Source organism: Salinicoccus jeotgali (assembly GCF_055379195.1).
On record NZ_AP043830.1, the window covers coordinates 1,005,146 to 1,019,681 of the forward strand.

At 45.5% G+C, this 14,536-nt stretch carries 14 protein-coding genes; all 14 read left to right on the top strand.

The window, feature by feature from the left end:
• Positions 1-47: 47 nt before the first annotated feature.
• The 14 genes from lepA to ACZ43I_RS05110 all read left to right on the top strand — a co-directional run bounded on the left by lepA (position 48) and on the right by ACZ43I_RS05110 (position 14,473).
• Positions 48-1,871, top strand: coding sequence for a translation elongation factor 4 (gene lepA / locus ACZ43I_RS05045; protein ID WP_344700939.1), 1,824 nt, complete (start codon positions 48-50; stop codon positions 1,869-1,871).
• 45 nt (positions 1,872-1,916) lie between these two features.
• Positions 1,917-3,032 carry a radical SAM family heme chaperone HemW gene (gene hemW, locus ACZ43I_RS05050; RefSeq protein ID WP_425568273.1) on the top strand — a complete coding sequence of 372 codons (1,116 nt, stop codon included), beginning with the start codon at positions 1,917-1,919 and terminating at the stop codon, positions 3,030-3,032.
• A gap of 93 nt (positions 3,033-3,125) precedes the next feature.
• Positions 3,126-4,124, top strand: a complete 999-nt coding sequence (gene hrcA / locus ACZ43I_RS05055) for a heat-inducible transcriptional repressor HrcA (protein WP_344700938.1) — start codon at positions 3,126-3,128, stop codon at positions 4,122-4,124.
• A gap of 5 nt (positions 4,125-4,129) precedes the next feature.
• The gene (gene grpE / locus ACZ43I_RS05060; RefSeq protein WP_344700937.1) at positions 4,130-4,744 is read left to right on the top strand and encodes a nucleotide exchange factor GrpE; all 615 of its coding nucleotides are present in this window, start codon (positions 4,130-4,132) and stop codon (positions 4,742-4,744) included.
• 58 nt (positions 4,745-4,802) lie between these two features.
• Complete coding sequence (gene dnaK, locus ACZ43I_RS05065; protein WP_344700936.1) at positions 4,803-6,638, top strand: molecular chaperone DnaK; 1,836 nt, start codon at positions 4,803-4,805, stop codon at positions 6,636-6,638.
• 94 nt (positions 6,639-6,732) lie between these two features.
• Positions 6,733-7,857 carry a molecular chaperone DnaJ gene (gene dnaJ / locus ACZ43I_RS05070; RefSeq protein WP_344700935.1) on the top strand — a complete coding sequence of 375 codons (1,125 nt, stop codon included), beginning with the start codon at positions 6,733-6,735 and terminating at the stop codon, positions 7,855-7,857.
• A gap of 2 nt (positions 7,858-7,859) precedes the next feature.
• On the top strand, positions 7,860-8,792 hold the full coding sequence (gene prmA, locus ACZ43I_RS05075; protein WP_344700934.1) for a 50S ribosomal protein L11 methyltransferase: 933 nt from the start codon (positions 7,860-7,862) through the stop codon (positions 8,790-8,792).
• A gap of 4 nt (positions 8,793-8,796) precedes the next feature.
• On the top strand, positions 8,797-9,543 hold the full coding sequence (locus ACZ43I_RS05080) for an RsmE family RNA methyltransferase (protein WP_344700933.1): 747 nt from the start codon (positions 8,797-8,799) through the stop codon (positions 9,541-9,543).
• Between the two features lie 65 nt (positions 9,544-9,608).
• A complete protein-coding gene (gene mtaB, locus ACZ43I_RS05085) occupies positions 9,609-10,961 on the top strand; it encodes a tRNA (N(6)-L-threonylcarbamoyladenosine(37)-C(2))-methylthiotransferase MtaB (RefSeq protein ID WP_344700932.1) in 1,353 nt (450 codons plus the stop codon).
• A gap of 62 nt (positions 10,962-11,023) precedes the next feature.
• On the top strand, positions 11,024-11,689 hold the full coding sequence (deoC, locus tag ACZ43I_RS05090) for a deoxyribose-phosphate aldolase (protein ID WP_344700931.1): 666 nt from the start codon (positions 11,024-11,026) through the stop codon (positions 11,687-11,689).
• Positions 11,690-11,790: 101 nt separating this feature from the next.
• Complete coding sequence (rpsU, locus tag ACZ43I_RS05095) at positions 11,791-11,967, top strand: 30S ribosomal protein S21 (protein ID WP_344700930.1); 177 nt, start codon at positions 11,791-11,793, stop codon at positions 11,965-11,967.
• A 119-nt stretch (positions 11,968-12,086) separates the two neighbouring features.
• Positions 12,087-12,770, top strand: coding sequence for an NfeD family protein (locus ACZ43I_RS05100; protein WP_344700929.1), 684 nt, complete (start codon positions 12,087-12,089; stop codon positions 12,768-12,770).
• A 51-nt stretch (positions 12,771-12,821) separates the two neighbouring features.
• A complete protein-coding gene (gene floA / locus ACZ43I_RS05105; protein WP_380570309.1) occupies positions 12,822-13,796 on the top strand; it encodes a flotillin-like protein FloA in 975 nt (324 codons plus the stop codon).
• Between the two features lie 11 nt (positions 13,797-13,807).
• Positions 13,808-14,473, top strand: a complete 666-nt coding sequence (locus ACZ43I_RS05110) for a hypothetical protein (RefSeq protein ID WP_344700928.1) — start codon at positions 13,808-13,810, stop codon at positions 14,471-14,473.
• Positions 14,474-14,536: the final 63 nt, after the last annotated feature.

Sequence of the window (14,536 nt, forward strand, 5' to 3'; positions counted from 1 at the left end):
TTGTTGCTATAATACAACCATTGCTATTAGAGAAAGTTGGAAGATATATGAATGATCAAGAGCGTCTGGAACGACAGGAAAATATACGTAACTTCTCCATAATCGCCCATATTGATCACGGCAAGAGTACTCTTGCTGACCGCATCCTTGAAAACACCAAGTCGGTCACATCAAGGGAGATGAAGATGCAGCTGCTCGATTCCATGGATTTGGAGCGCGAGCGCGGCATAACAATCAAATTGAACGCAGTACAGCTTAAATATACCGCAAAAGACGGGGAAGACTACATCTTCCACCTTATCGATACGCCGGGACACGTCGATTTTACATACGAAGTCTCCCGTTCATTAGCCGCGTGTGAAGGTGGCATCCTTGTTGTGGATGCCGCGCAGGGCATTGAAGCACAGACTCTGGCCAACGTCTATTTGGCGTTGGATAACGATCTGGAACTGATTCCGGTCATCAACAAGATCGACCTCCCGGCAGCTGAACCCGACCGCATCGCCCAGGAAGTGGAAGACGTCATAGGCTTGGATAAGGATGAAGCCATACACGCTTCCGCCAAGGCAAATATCGGCATTGAAGAAATTTTGGAACGGGTTGTAGAAACAGTGCCACCGCCAAACGGCGATCCTTCTGCACCATTGAAGGCACTTATCTTCGACTCGGTCTACGACCCTTACCGCGGCGTAATTTCCTCAATCAGAATCGTCGATGGTACAGTAAAGCCTGGTGACAAGATACGCATGATGGCCACCGGTAAAGAATTTGAAGTGGCTGAGATAGGTATCAATACGCCTAAGCCACTGCCCGTGCAGGAATTGACTGTCGGAGATGTAGGCTATTTGATGGCTTCGGTCAAAAATGTCAGTGATTCTCGCGTCGGGGATACGATTACGTCTGCCGATAACCCAGCAGAAGCGCCTCTTCAAGGGTACAAAAAGATGAATCCCATGGTCTACTGCGGTATCTATCCGATAGATGCCAACAAGTACACTGACCTTAGGGAGGCATTGGAGAAGCTCGAATTAAATGACTCTTCACTGGTCTACGAACCCGAGACATCACAAGCACTCGGCTTCGGTTACCGGACAGGATTCCTCGGGCTCCTTCACATGGAGATCGTCCAGGAACGGATTGAACGCGAATTTGGCATTGAACTGATTGCCACTGCGCCATCCGTAATCTATGATGTCTATATGACAGACGAGACGAAGGTGACTGTAGATAACCCTGCAGAAATGCCGGACCCGCAAAAAATTTCACATATCGAAGAACCATACGTCAAATCCACAGTCATGGTCCCGAATGACTATGTAGGCGCAGTAATGGAATTGTGCCAGAAGAAACGAGGAAATTTCATCACCATGGATTATCTTGATGATATCAGGGTAAATATTATTTATGAAATTCCCCTTTCAGAAGTAGTGTTCGATTTCTTCGATCAGTTGAAATCACAGACTAAAGGCTATGCTTCATTTGATTATGAACTGATAGGCTATAAGGAAAGCAAGCTTGTCAAGATGGATATCCTGCTCAACAATGAAAGAGTAGATGCACTGAGTGTCATCGTACACAGAGACTTTGCCTATGAACGCGGCAAGACCATCGTCGAAAAACTTAAGACTCTCATACCCCGTCAGCAGTTCGAAGTGCCTGTCCAAGCTTCCCTCGGCCAAAAGATCATTGCCAGGACGAACATCAAGTCAATGGGCAAGAATGTTCTTTCCAAGTGTTACGGAGGGGATATCAGCCGGAAGCGTAAACTGCTCGAGAAGCAGAAGGAAGGCAAGAAGAAGATGAAATCGGTTGGAAGCGTCGAAATACCGCAAGAAGCATTCTTGGCCGTACTTAAAATGGATGAAGACTAAAAGCCACTACAACAGTGGCTTTTAGTTTTGATTGGAGAGTAAATCATGACAGAAAGCCTATATATCCACATACCGTTCTGCAACAGGATTTGCACATACTGCGACTTCAATAAGGTGCTGATAAAAAATCAGCCTGTCGATCAGTATTTAGATGCACTGATTGCTGAACTTGAAGGAATTGAACAAACGAGCCTCAGAACTGTATTCGTCGGTGGGGGCACACCAACTGCCCTGACCGAAATGCAGCTCGATCGCCTACTAACAGTCATCAACAATCGATTCAACATAACGGAAGAATTTACTTTCGAAGCCAATCCGGATGAATTGACGCCAGGTAAACTGGACGTCCTCAATACCCACGGCGTCAACCGCGTGAGTCTAGGCGTGCAGACATTCAATGAAGATCTGCTTAAAGTTCTGGGCCGTTCGCACGGTTACCGGGACATCTTCAATGCCATAGATCATATGGAGAAGATAGGGTTGAACAACTACTCATTGGATCTGATGTATAATCTGCCAGGCGAAACGATGAGTGACTTAGACGACAGCCTGAGCCATATCGCCTCCTTAAAGCCAAAGCACATTTCATGGTATTCGTTGATCATAGAACCCCATACGATCTTCTATAATCAAATAAAGAAAGGCAAAATGACTGTGGATGACGATGATGTGGAAGCTGAGAAATATTTGTATGTAATCGATGGATTGGATGCACTGGGTTATCCGCAATACGAAATTTCAAATTTTTCCAAGCCGCAGTACGAATCGGAACACAATAAAACTTACTGGAAAAATGAACCTTATTATGGGGCCGGCGCAGGAAGCCACGGCTATATAGATGGAACAAGGTACTATAACATCAAACCGGTGAACCATTATATAGAAGCGATGAAGGATTCAGGTGATGTCGTCAAAGAGAAAATCGTCCTTGAAAAGAAAGCACAGATGGAAGAGGAGATGTTCCTTGGCCTGAGGATGAATAAGGGTGTCGACATGATACGCTTCGGTCAAAAGTACGGTCCGATTGACGATGTGTATGGTGAAGTGTTGGGGCGTCAAATTGCTGCTGGACATCTGGAACAAAATGGCGGCTACGTTTCACTTACACAGAAAGGCCGGCTTGTGGGCAACACCGTTTTTATGGATTTTCTTCTTGATTGAGCGTTTTTGAATTTATTCAAACTTATGGATTGACATTCTTTGACCATTTTGATAAATTAATATTGGCACTTGAGGATATGGAGTGCTAATGAGGTGAGGTCAATTTTAACCTATAGACAGGAGCTCATACTTTTTTCGATAGTTGATGATTTTCTGAAGGTCATGATGCCGATCAGTTCCAAATATCTGATCGACAAGTATAACCTGGATATCTCTTCAGCAACTGTGAGGAATGAAATGGCCAAGCTCGAAGCGGATGGCTTCTTGACTAAACCACATACCTCAGCAGGTCGTATACCGGCAAGGAAGGCGCTGAGATTCTACATCGATAGACTCAACCAGCAGTTGAGCACAGACAGTGATGCACTCGACTTCACTTTCCTGCCGAAGATGGAAAGGGAGATGGACCGCAATCAGATGAGCCGTTCCCTGGCAGATATGATCAGCGGCACCACCCAATACCTGACACAGGTTTCCTTATCAGAAGAAGATGAAAAAGTAAAAGGCCTTTTGCTTACACCCATTACCACACACACACTATTATTGATCATCGTGCTTCAATCAGGTGCGATCCGAAAAATTCCAGTCAACATGGAAGACGCAATCACGGTACCTGAGTTAGAAAAGCTGGGTAACGAGCTGAATGTGCTGACGTTCGATCAGCCGATCAGCAGATTGCCGGAGATCATCCATGCAATGAAAGTCAGACACGCGCTCAATGGCTTGAAGACGAACCTTGCGCGGGCAGCTGCAGAAGCTGCCGGCGAGCCGGGACAGATAGTGGGGCATTCCGGATTCAACCATCTGATCCATCAAATAAGCAGCGACATCAGCACTTTGCAGCTGCTCTATGACGATATGGAATCAGATCAGTTGAATGAATTGATTGATCTCACTAAAATAGATGGCGTTGATGTCTATTTCAGTGATGAATTGAATCGGGACTATGATTCCATTTCAGTCATTGCGACGGACTTTCATGTAAACGGCATGAGCGGCAACTTGATGATAATCGGTCCAGAATTGATGGGGTACAAAAAGGTAATCGGATTGATGTACGCCATCCGGAACCAGGAAATGAAAAAGGAGTGATTGTAGTGACAAAAGATAATAGCGAAGAAACAGTGGCGAAAAAGAATCATGCCGAGGATGAGGACATAATCATCGAGCATGAGTCGACTGAACAGGAACAATCTGGAATCGAGGCCGACAGTGCTGAAGTGGTATCAGATGACGAATCAACCCAATCAGAAGCCACACAAAAGGACGAGGAAATCGAAGCGCTTAAGCAGAAGCTGGAAGATGAAGAGAACAGAAATCTGAAACTGCATGCTGAGTTTGATAACTTCAAGCGCAGGAATCGTCAAGAGATTGAGAACAACAACAAATACAAACATCAGAAGATTGTGGAAGATCTTCTCCCGATCATTGATAATTTTGAGCGGGCCCTTAAAATCGAGGGGGACTCCGAGTCTTTCGTATCACTCCACAAAGGTGTTGAAATGGTCTACAATGATCTTGTCAATACATTGATGAAATATGAAGTGACGGAAGTGAAAAGCGTCGGAGAAGATTTCGACCCGAATTTCCACCAGGCGGTCATGACCGAGTCTTCTGATAAAGAAGCCGGCATCATCCTTGAGGAATTCCAAAAAGGTTATATCCTGAAGGACCGGGTCATCCGTCCGAGCATGGTTAAAGTAAGCGAATAAAACTTTCCATCGACACGAATGAAGTAACACCAATCAACCAAAATGGAGGAATTTTGTAATGAGTAAAGTTATCGGAATCGACTTGGGAACAACTAACTCTGTAGTTTCTGTACTGGAAGGCGGAGAACCAAAAGTCATCCAGAATGCAGAAGGCAACCGTACGACGCCTTCAGTAGTATCTTTCAAAGATGGTGAGAAACAAGTAGGTGAAGTCGCTAAACGTCAGGCGATCACAAACCCTAACACAATCATGTCCATCAAGAGACATATGGGTACTGAACACAAGGAAACAATTGAAGGCAAAGATTATACACCTCAAGAAATTTCAGCTATGATTCTTCAAAACCTTAAAGAAACAGCAGAAAGCTACCTTGGGGAAAAAGTTGAAAAAGCAGTTGTAACTGTACCTGCATATTTCAACGACTCCGAGCGTCAGGCTACAAAAGACGCGGGACGCATTGCAGGAATGGAAGTTGAGCGTATCATCAACGAGCCGACTGCAGCTGCATTGGCGTATGGCCTGGATAAAAAAGAGCAGGATGAAAAAATACTCGTATTCGACCTTGGCGGCGGTACTTTCGACGTTTCCATCCTTGAACTCGGAGATGGCGTATTCGAAGTGCTTTCAACAGCAGGTGACAACAAACTTGGTGGTGACGACTTCGACGACGTAGTCATCGATTACCTGGTCGAGTCCTTCAAGAAAGAAAACGGCATCGACTTGTCTAAAGATAAGATGGCGACACAGCGTCTTAAAGATGCGGCTGAGAAAGCCAAGAAAGATCTTTCTGGAGTATCTTCCACACAAATCTCCCTGCCGTTCATCTCAGCAGGAGAAGCAGGTCCACTACACCTTGAAGAAACTCTGACAAGAGCCAAATTCGAAGAATTGTCCAGAAACCTGGTCGAGCGCACTATGGGCCCTGCACGTCAGGCAATCAAAGACGCAGGCATCAGCACAAGTGAAATCGACGAAGTAATCCTGGTCGGTGGTTCAACCCGTATACCTGCAGTTCAAGAAGCAATCAAGAAAGAAACAGGCAAGGATCCAAACAAGAGTGTCAACCCGGACGAAGTTGTCGCAATGGGTGCTGCAATCCAAGGCGGAGTTCTCTCTGGTGATGTTCAGGACGTTGTACTGTTGGATGTTACACCACTTTCCCTTGGTATCGAAACAATGGGTGGCGTATCCACTGTCCTGATCGAGCGCAACACTACAATCCCGACAAGCAAATCACAAGTGTTCTCAACAGCAGCGGACAACCAGCCGGCAGTCGATATCCATGTGCTGCAAGGTGAGCGCCCGATGGCTGCAGACAACAAGACACTCGGCAGATTCCAATTGACGGATATCCCACCAGCTCCACGAGGCGTACCTCAAATCGAAGTGACATTTGACATCGACAAAAACGGTATCGTAAATGTTGCAGCTAAAGATCAAGGTACAGGAAAAGAGCAGAAGATCACAATCGAATCCAGCTCCAACCTGTCTGATGAAGATATAGACAGAATGGTTCAGGAAGCTGAAAAGAATGCTGAAGAGGATAAGAAGCGCCGCGAAGAGGTTGATTTGAGGAACGAAGCGGATCAACTCGTATTCACTACAGACAAGACGATCGAAGATCTTGGCGACAAAGTGGAAGCGGACGAAAAAGAAAAAGCTGAGAGTGCAAAAGAAGAATTGAAAACTGCGCTTGAAGGTACTGACATCGAAGATATCAAAGCGAAAAAAGATGCACTGGAAGAAATCGTCCAAGGCATGTCCATGAAACTATACGAGCAGATGGCTCAGGAACAGCAAGCCCAAGAAGGTGCAGAAACAGAAGGCACGCAAGATGACGATGTCGTTGATGCAGACTTCAAAGAAGTGGATGACGAAGAAGATAAAAAATAAGCAGAACCATAATTTCAATTGAGGAAAAGTCAAAGCCAAACGCATTGGCTTTGACTTTTTTAAATGATATAGTATACAGGTTGGAGGCGATAGTATGGCAAAGAAGGATTACTACGAGGTGCTTGGTGTCAGTAAAGATGCTTCAAAAGATGACATAAAGAAAGCATACAGGAAACTGTCCAAGAAATATCACCCTGATATAAATAAAGAAGAGGGCTCAGATGCTAAATTCAAGGAGATATCTGAAGCTTATGAAACATTGAGTGATGAAAACAAAAGGGCGCAATACGACCGCTTTGGCCATGAAGGCATGAATCAGCAGTTCGGTGGCGGTGGTGGATTCAGCGGCGCCGGTGGCTTTGGAGGCTTTGAAGACATATTCAGCTCATTCTTTGGAGGCGGCGGCAGAGTGGATCCGAACGCTCCAAGAAAAGGCGATGACCTTCAATACACCATGACAATCAGTTTTGAAGAAGCAGTGTTCGGGATCACAAAAACCATAACAGTCAAAAAAGAAGTGCAGTGTGAAACTTGTGACGGTTCAGGTGCAAAACCTGGTACATCCAAAACGACATGTAAGATGTGTTCCGGAGCTGGCCGTGTTGCAGTCGAACAGAATACGCCGTTTGGCAGGATACAAACCGAACGCACATGTCCAACTTGTCAAGGTACAGGTGAAGAAATTGAAGATCCATGTAACGTCTGTAAAGGCGCCGGCACTGTAACTAAAGATGTCGAAATCGAAGTCACTGTGCCTGAAGGTGTCGACAATGGACAACAAGTCAGACTACAAGGTAAGGGTGAACCGGGAGTAAACGGTGGCCCGTCAGGCGATCTCTATATCGTCTTCCGTGTCAGAGCCGATTCCAAATTCACAAGAGATGGCGATGACATCCACTATGAACTGCCGATTTCATTTGCCCAGGCTGCTCTTGGCGATGAGGTGACGGTGCCGACATTGAATTCTGAAGTCGTCCTGACTGTACCGGCCGGTACACAAACGGGCAAACGTTTCCGCCTTAAAGAAAAAGGCGTCAAAAACGTCCACGGCTATGGTTATGGCGATCTCTTCGTAACAGTAAAAGTTGTAACGCCGACCAAGCTTTCTGAGAGGGAAGTTGATCTGTTCCGTCAATTGGCTGAACATGGCGGTGAAGACATACAGGAGCAAAACGAGAATATTTTTGATAAAACAAGACGATTTTTTAAGGGTGACTGATCATGAAGTGGAATGAAGTGTCAATCCATACAAAAGAAAGCAATGAAGAGTCATTCTCAATTTTTCTGAATAAAATATCCAAGGGAGTGTCGGTTGAACACTCCCTCGATATTTTGAAACGCAAAATAGATGACTTCGACGATAAATATCGCCTTGACCCGAAAGATTACCCGGAGAGTGACATCCGGATTGTCGTCTATTTCGATGAAACAGTAGATCTCGATGATAAGATGAATTCAATTCGTTCCTTTATCGATGAAGAGCCATTGGATGCCAAAGAGGATATAAAAGTAGCGGTAAAGCAGATAGATGAAGCCGATTGGGAGAATGAATGGAAAAAATATTTCCATAGTTTTCGCGTTTCAGAGCATTTCGTCATAGTTCCTTCATGGGAGCTTGATGAGTATGAATTTATGGAAGATGATAAATTGATCAAACTGGATCCTGGCATGGCTTTCGGTACAGGGGACCACCCCACGACGAGCATGTGTCTTAAGCTGGTCGAGAGGATCGTCGGACCAGAACACAAGATCATCGATGTCGGAACAGGCTCCGGCATTTTGACGATCGGTGCGCATCTCTTGGGGGCAAGGGACCTCAAAGCCACCGATATTGATGATCTTTCAATAAAAGTGGCCCGTGAAAATTTCGAGCTGAACGACTGTGCGGACGATATTGTACTGGAGACCGGTGATCTGTTGAAAGATGAGACGGAACAGTATGATATCGTCATCGCCAACATTCTCGCGCATATCGTCGATGATATGATCGATGATGCCTATAGCCGTCTGAATGACGGCGGGCGATTTATCGCTTCCGGCATCATAACCGAAGCAGAAGAGGGAATCACTTCCCATATGAGCGCAGTAGGCTTCGAAATAGAAGAAGTGCTAAGAGAGAATGGGTGGGTCAGCATATTGGCCCGCAAGGTGTAGCACCATGCAGAGGTATTTCACAAAAGACGTCATCGAAAAAGGGAAAGCTTTCGAGCTTCCTGAGTCAGATGTGCATCATGTCAGAAATGTGATGCGTTTTAAGCCCGGCGATACTGTCCATATGGTAGATGCCTCAAGACAGACGTATTTATGTAAGTTGCTTACAGTGGAAGAGACGGTGAGTTTCATGCCTGTGGGATTGATCGAAGAATCCCCTGAACTTCCAGTTGATGTGACAGTGCTGTGTCCACTTTTGAAAGGTGAGAAATTTGAATGGATGCTCCAGAAGGCAACGGAACTTGGCGCCCACGCTTTTCAGATATATACAGCGGATAGGTCAATCGTCAAACTGGATGATAAGAAACGGCGGAAACGTCTTGAACGGTTTGAGAAAATCATCAAGGAAGCGAGCGAACAGAGCCGACGCCAAATCATTCCAGAAATAGGATTTGGGGCTGGCGTCGATCAACTGGACTTCGAACAGTTCGACCATGTATTCTTCGCCTTCGAAGGAAATGCAGGGGAGCGTGCAGCCAGTCTAGCCGAAGTGGCAAGCGAAGCTGTAGCTGGCGACCACATAGCCATTATCATTGGACCTGAAGGCGGTTTCAGTGAGCGTGAGATAGAAAAATTATCGCGTTTTCACTCAGTCCATCTAGGCCCACGTATTCTGCGCGCAGAGACAGCTCCGTTATATGCGCTGTCAGCCATCAGCACCATATTCGAAGCACCGCCGGCTCCATTGAAGTAACGTGCCGGCTGTGCTATATTTGGTGCAGATGTACGACAAATTCTATGAAGAAAGATCTGATTTTAATGACTGAAAAAACAATTGCATTCCATACACTTGGTTGTAAGGTAAACCACTACGAGACGGAAGCGATGTGGCAACTCTTCAAAAATGAAGGGTATGACCGCGTGGATTTTGACCAGAACGCTGATGTGTTCGTCATAAATACGTGTACCGTAACGAATACCGGAGATAAAAAAAGCAGACAAGTCATCAGACGGGCCATCAGGAAAAATCCGGATGCCGTAGTTTGTGTGACAGGATGCTACGCCCAGACTGCACCAAAGGATATCATGGAGATTCCAGGAGTAGATATAATCATCGGCACAGAAGACCGCGATAAGCTGATTGGCTATGTCAACCAATACCATGAGGAACGCCAACCGATCAACGGTGTAAAGAACATCATGAAGAAACGTACATATGAAGAGATGGATGTGCCGTACTTCACGGATAGGACACGTGCCACCTTGAAGATACAGGAAGGATGCAACAACTTCTGCACATTCTGCATCATTCCATGGGCACGGGGCCTTATGCGTTCAAGAGACCCGGAAAAAGTCATTGAACAGGCGACTCAACTGGTCAATGAAGGCTATAAGGAAATCGTCCTCACAGGCATCCATACAGGGGGCTACGGAGAAGATCTCAAGGATTACAACCTGGCCCAGCTGCTGCGTGACCTTGAAGAAGTGGAAGGCTTGAACCGCCTCAGGATTTCAAGCATCGAGGCGAGCCAGTTGACCGACGAAGTCATCGATGTCATCAATGACTCGAATAAGATAGTCCGCCACCTCCATATACCGATACAATCAGGTAGTGATACGGTCTTGAAACGCATGAGACGCAAGTACACGATGGAATTCTTCGAGTCACGCATCATCAAATTGAAAGAAATCATGCCGAATGTCGCCATCACAAGTGACGTCATAGTCGGTTTCCCAGGAGAAACAGAAGAAGAGTTCATGGAAACATATGACTTCATCAACCGTCACCATTTCTCTGAACTGCATGTATTCCCGTATTCGATACGTACAGGCACACCAGCCGCACGCATGACGGATCAGGTGGATGAAAATGTGAAGAATGAACGGGTCCACCGCCTGATTGAGCTCTCTGACCGCCTGGCGACAAGCTATGCCGAACTGTTCAAGGATGATGTGCTTGAAATCATACCTGAGGAAGAGAAAGATGGTAAGCTCATCGGCCACTCGGATAACTATCTGAAGGTGGAAATAGAAGGGGACGCCTCCTTGACGGGTGAGCTCATCAAAGTGAAGATTACTGAACCAGGTTACCCAGTCAGCAAAGGGGAAGTAGTTAAAGTCCTCGAAAAACCGATGGTTAAAGCCTATGCCTATCTGGAGCGCACGATTTAGTTATTTGACGTGAGACAATAAAAAAAGATCATCTGTTGATCCTAAAGTAATGGAGTGGAAGAATGGAACTTTCAAAATATATCGATCATACACTGCTTAAACCTGAAGCAACCCAAGATCAGATTTTCGAACTTTGCAAGGAAGCAAAAGAATACGACTTCTGCAGCGTCTGCATCAATCCAGCATGGGTGGCAACTTCAAGAGACCTACTGGAAGACAGCAACGTCAAAGTATGTACAGTCATCGGCTTCCCGCTTGGAGCCTCTACTTCTGAAGTTAAGGCGTTCGAGACGATGAATGCTATTCAAAATGGAGCGGATGAAGTGGATATGGTCATCAATATCGGAGCACTGAAGTCAGGAAATGAAGATCTAGTCTATAATGACATCAAATCCGTATGCGATGCAGCCGGTCAGGAAGTGCTCGTCAAAGTCATCATCGAAACTGCGCTTTTAGACAGTGATGAGATCGTTAAGGCGTGTGAACTGAGCAAGAAAGCGGGTGCTGATTTCGTCAAGACATCCACTGGATTCAATGGTGAAGGCGCCAAAGTCGAAGATGTCGCCCTGATGAGGATGACTGTTGGAGAAGATATGGGAGTCAAGGCCAGTGGTGGCGTACGCTCCTTTGAAGATGCCAAACTCATGATCGAAAGTGGCGCAACGAGAATCGGTGCATCTAGCGGTATAGCGATCGTAAACGGTGGCCAGGGAGAAAGCAGTTATTAATTAGCGGTTGACCCAATTTTCTCTATATATTATAATGTATAAGTACATAGTAGATGCTATGTAATAAGTAAGCTTTTTGTTATCCGGAGGGAGGGAATACGATGTCTAAAACAGTAGTTAAGCAAAATGAACCTATTGAAGACGCGCTGCGTCGTTTCAAGCGCACAGTTTCTAAAAGCGGCACGATCAAGGAAGCTCGTAAAAGAGAATTTTACGAAAAACCTAGTGTAAGACGCAAAAAGAAATCAGAAGCTGCCCGTAAACGCAAATTCAAATAGGTCGACTCCCTCTGAATAGTCGATATATAGAGACAGCACTTGTGTGCTGTCTCTTTTTAGTGGAATCGATTTTATAATAGTATGTTTTAATGTATAATGAACTTAATGGAGGGATTCAAATGGCGATACTAGATTCATTTTTGCTCGGAAGTTTAATCACAACCTTCAGAGATGTCGTAACTATGCCATTGATTGCCTTTATTTTACTATCCATATTCTTTTTAGGTTTGATCTATCAGTTGTTTTCCGAGAACTTCAATTTACTTGGCCTCCTCTCCTTCCTCTCAATTATCGTGTTTTATGCAGGACACCTTCTTGTTGGAGATTATAATGGATTATCACTCTCGCTCTTTATTTTGGGCATGATGTTCATAATAATCGAGTTTTTTGTAATCGGTGCCATACTTGGCATTTTGGGTGGCCTGATGCTGCTTTTTAGTATCTTGCTTGTAAGTGATGATATGCTGCTCTTCAGTATTTTCTTAGCTACCATCATTTTATTGGCATTAGTCGAATGGGTGATATTTGTGAAGTTCAAAAAGAAGAAAATTCCTTTTTTGAGCCGTCTGATTTTAGAGGATGCCACAGATAAGGAGTCTGGTTATACGTCATTTGATGACCGGTCGTATCTGCTCGGGGAAGCTGCTAAAACGGTTACTCCGCTCAGGCCATCAGGAACAATCAAGTTTGGTGACCAGCGTATCGATGCTGTTGCAGAAGGTGCGTTCATTGAAGGGAATGTAGATGTAAAAGTGATACATGTCGAGGGAACGCGCGTAGTCGTCAGACCATTAGAAGAATAATGAAAAGGAGCGTATCATATGAATCTTATGTTTATTACAGGATCAGGATTGATGATCATCTTTTTGGTCGTCATTGCATTCATTGTAATTTCCTTCTTCCTGTCCTTCGTGCCGATCGGGCTATGGATTTCTGCCATAGCTGCAGGCGTTAATGTAGGTATTTTCTCGCTTGTCGGAATGAGGCTCAGACGGGTCAAGCCGAAGCGAGTCATCGAACCGATGATCAAGGCACATAAAGCCGGCCTGAAAGTGTCGACGAACCAGTTGGAGTCGCACTTCCTCGCCGGTGGTAACGTAGACCGTGTTGTAGATGCGCTTATTGCAGCGCAGCGTGCGGACATCAACCTTACGTTTGAACGGTGTGCAGCCATTGACCTTGCAGGCCGTGACGTTTTGGAAGCAGTGCAGATGAGCGTCAATCCTAAAGTCATCGAGACACCTTTCATTGCGGGTGTTGCAATGGACGGGATCGAAGTCAAGGCGAAAGCGCGCATCACCGTCCGCGCCAACATCGAACGTCTTGTCGGTGGTGCGGGTGAAGAAACGATCGTTGCACGTGTAGGTGAAGGCATCGTTTCCACAATCGGTTCCTCAAAACGCCATACAGCTGTACTTGAGAACCCTGACAGCATCTCAAAGACGGTATTGGCTAAAGGACTCGATTCCGGTACGGCGTTTGAAATTCTGTCGATAGATATTGCTGATGTGGACATCGGCAAGAACATCGGTGCGGATCTTCAGACTGAACAGGCTGTGGCCGATAAGAATATCGCCCAGGCTAAAGCAGAAGAACGCCGTGCCATGGCTGTCGCACAAGAGCAGGAAATGAAAGCACGCGTAGAAGAAATGCGCGCGAAAGTGGTCGAAGCAGAGTCTAAAGTACCACTTGCGTTTGCACAGGCACTTGAAAGCGGCAACATCGGAGTCAGCGATTACTATGATCTTAAAAATGTCGAAGCGGATACAAACATGCGCGATTCGATCAATAAAATGACTGACCCGACACGCAAAGATCAAGATGAATAGGCTGTGATACTATGGAAATACTTCCTCTGCTTATATTTTTGGGCGGTATCATCTATACAGCGATCGCCAGCCAAAAAGATAAAAGCAAAGATAAGGAGCGGAATATTGATCCGAGCAAGATGGAGCGTCCGACCAGCAAATCTGCGCCAAGAAGAAGACAGCCGAATACGTCAGAAGAATCAAAAGGCATGTTTGGCGATCTGATGGGCGAGATTGAGCGTCGTATGGGCACCGGAGAAGATAGCAAGACTCAGCCTGTTCGTCAAGAACAACCAACCGAACAATCTTCCAGGCCAGCGTCTACCCGAGGCGAACGCCAACCGAGGGAACGCCGCTCCAGTGAACGTACTTCATCTGGGCGTACGTCCAGCCGCACAATGGAAGATAAAGTGAAGAACACAAGGGCTGGGCGTCAAGAACAGAATCTTGAACGCGAAGTGAGGAACACAGATTGGGCTGAGAGAGTAAAAGAGGAAAGTCAATCCAGAATGGGGCAGTCACGAAGTCGTAATGCTCCGATAGAAGTTGGTAAACCAGAAGCAGAAACAGAGAGAAGCACTGCTGGTAAAAAGGAAAAAACAAAATTGAAGAAAAATGGTCTTACATTTGAGGCACATGATGTCGTCAACGGCGTCATTTTTTCTGAAATACTTGGTAAGCCCAAATCGAAGAAATAACATCCGCATTTGCGGGTGTTATTTTTTTTGATTGGATATGATTAATATTGATTATAAAAGATT

Coding starts and splice junctions, on each gene's coding strand:
- lepA (WP_344700939.1), top strand. CDS start 48: ATGAATGATCAAGAGCGTCTGGAACGACAGGAAAATATACGTAACTTC.
- hemW (WP_425568273.1), top strand. CDS start 1,917: ATGACAGAAAGCCTATATATCCACATACCGTTCTGCAACAGGATTTGC.
- dnaK (WP_344700936.1), top strand. CDS start 4,803: ATGAGTAAAGTTATCGGAATCGACTTGGGAACAACTAACTCTGTAGTT.
- dnaJ (WP_344700935.1), top strand. CDS start 6,733: ATGGCAAAGAAGGATTACTACGAGGTGCTTGGTGTCAGTAAAGATGCT.
- prmA (WP_344700934.1), top strand. CDS start 7,860: ATGAAGTGGAATGAAGTGTCAATCCATACAAAAGAAAGCAATGAAGAG.
- ACZ43I_RS05080 (WP_344700933.1), top strand. CDS start 8,797: ATGCAGAGGTATTTCACAAAAGACGTCATCGAAAAAGGGAAAGCTTTC.
- mtaB (WP_344700932.1), top strand. CDS start 9,609: ATGACTGAAAAAACAATTGCATTCCATACACTTGGTTGTAAGGTAAAC.
- deoC (WP_344700931.1), top strand. CDS start 11,024: ATGGAACTTTCAAAATATATCGATCATACACTGCTTAAACCTGAAGCA.
- rpsU (WP_344700930.1), top strand. CDS start 11,791: ATGTCTAAAACAGTAGTTAAGCAAAATGAACCTATTGAAGACGCGCTG.
- ACZ43I_RS05100 (WP_344700929.1), top strand. CDS start 12,087: ATGGCGATACTAGATTCATTTTTGCTCGGAAGTTTAATCACAACCTTC.
- floA (WP_380570309.1), top strand. CDS start 12,822: ATGATCATCTTTTTGGTCGTCATTGCATTCATTGTAATTTCCTTCTTC.
- ACZ43I_RS05110 (WP_344700928.1), top strand. CDS start 13,808: ATGGAAATACTTCCTCTGCTTATATTTTTGGGCGGTATCATCTATACA.